This window comes from Loigolactobacillus iwatensis (assembly GCF_003950295.1).
GTDB classification, from domain to species: domain Bacteria; phylum Bacillota; class Bacilli; order Lactobacillales; family Lactobacillaceae; genus Loigolactobacillus; species Loigolactobacillus iwatensis.
This window is the reverse complement of sequence record NZ_RHNP01000080.1, coordinates 1-2,072: the sequence shown is the minus strand read 5'-3', so window position 1 is coordinate 2,072 and position 2,072 is coordinate 1. Positions and strand designations below refer to the sequence as shown.

2 protein-coding genes are annotated in these 2,072 nt (G+C 38.3%); both read right to left on the bottom strand.

The window, feature by feature from the left end; genetic code table 11:
• Window positions 1–308: 308 nt before the first annotated feature.
• Window positions 309–806 (bottom strand): cysteine hydrolase family protein, encoded by a 498-nt coding sequence (locus EKM98_RS11945; protein ID WP_125982753.1) that lies wholly within the window; start codon window positions 804–806, stop codon window positions 309–311.
• A gap of 138 nt (window positions 807–944) precedes the next feature.
• A complete protein-coding gene (locus tag EKM98_RS11940) occupies window positions 945–1,523 on the bottom strand; it encodes a nuclear transport factor 2 family protein (RefSeq protein ID WP_125982752.1) in 579 nt (192 codons plus the stop codon).
• Window positions 1,524–2,072: the final 549 nt, after the last annotated feature.

Here is a 2,072-nt window from a genome sequence, read left to right as displayed (position 1 = left end):
TCGCTTATAAGTTTAAGGCTTCATGGCCTTTTTGGTCTAGTTATTTAGGTGTTGCACTTAGATTGTAAATCCGGCAATCAAGTAAATTTTAATTGGTGGAAACAATAAGCTTTAAAAAACATCCAAATGCCACTTTGTTCTGGCAAATTGTGTATTAATACTACCGTTGCAGTATTAGGGTGGCGCAAGTTAATTAAAAAATATTGGTAAATACAATTTTGGGACACTCCCTAATCGATAAAACAGGCCGTTACATTCTTTTAGAATACCTGCTTAAATTGCCACTAACACTAGGCCATCATTAAAAATTAATTTTTATTCGATAAAACTTCAGCAAAGCTCCCCTGCCAGATGCTTTCGTGGTGGGCGATGATTTTAATTGCAGGTAACAATTCATTATCAAACGTGGAATTTAATCCAGCCAAAATACTCATTTTAAAACCAAGGTGATGGCCAACTCGCAATGCAGTATCAACGCAATATTCAGTTTGCAAACCACAAACTTCAATTGATTGCAGGTTGTGGTGTCGTAAATAGCTTTTAAGGCCCGTTTCAAAGAATGAATCCGAATGGTATTTCAAAAACACCCTATCCGTCGGCAAGCGTGTGAGCTTGGCGTCCAATTTCCAGGCCTCACTACCATAAGGTAATTCGGCGTCCGTGTGTTGAACGTAAATCACAGGCAAATCTGTTTGGTGATAGGCCTTAATTCGTTGATTAAGCTTTTCGATCAATTTAGTATACTGATAGGCACCATTTAGGCCATTTTGCATATCAATAACTAATAAACACGAACTAGTTTGCATTTAAATTTCCTCCACGGTTAATTATCATTTATTAGATGATTTGAGCAATATTTTGTTAATCAATTTTGACCGTAATTCAAAAAAATGCCAAAATTTCAACTATCAGATGGAAATCTGAGAACCCCTTTCAAACGTACACTATTCGTTAATCCAATCTTCCGCCTGCGCGTAAAGCCTCTTAATATCATCGGGGCGGTCAATCCCTAACAAATCTGGACTGATTTCGCCACCAGCATTTTTTCGCGTGTAAGCTAAATAACGGTAAGAACGCCGGAGACCCACTAGGTCCTTTGGATCTACTTTTAAATCAGTACCTGGAATTGCCGGGTGTAAATTATCACTTTCGTTAATTGAAATCATTGCGGCAATTTTCCAAACACCATTACGCTTTTCAACGTGGTAAATTAACCGACGAAAAGACTCTAGCTCGGCTTCAGCACCGTTCACCGTTAACCACATGTACGTAGTCGTAGGAAATTCTACGTAAGCGCGCTGACCATTTTGGTGGATCGTCGGTATACTCATACGACCAACAATCATGGTTTGATCGCTAACTTCAGTTGGCTGGCCATTGATAAATGAAGCTACACTACCACTTTGCCAGCTTGTCTGAATTGTTGCATCAGGATAATAACAATCAGCCAGTTCCTTAACGTGTCGCACTCGGTACTGCCGTTCCCGAGCAACTAACTGACTAATTTCCGCATAATCATTCATCTAAAAACCTCCTAATTATTAATCGTGCTTAACAGTTACTTAGATATATTTTCTAATTCTTGTAAATGGTCGGCGTTGGAAAAGTATTTAGATTCTACTTCACAATTGAGGATTATTGGCCCAAATCGCTAATAATCTTGATACGCCATCCGGTGTCCGTTCAACTACTACTTCACAATGACAGTTAGTTATTTGCAAAGAACGCAAATAACTTTTGCTGCTACGAATGTTGTCTATTCTGGTGGCAAAAACAAAGAATACAATTATAAAGTCCATAACTGCTCGCGACTAAGTTCTCCTCGGTCACCGCACAAAGAACTCGAAGTTGAACCATAGCAATCCTCAGAATCCGCTTTTTCAAACATTCCTTAAGCCAAACATAAATAACCATAATCGATTTTCTCATCAGCGCTGCTAAATAGATTACTTGTTCTAGACATTACTGTTGAATCACCTAAAAAATTAGAAAACATAAAAAGAGGCTGTGACATAAGTCTCCAAAAATAAACGGTTCAACTGGAAACATTCGTGTTTTCAGTTGAACCGTTT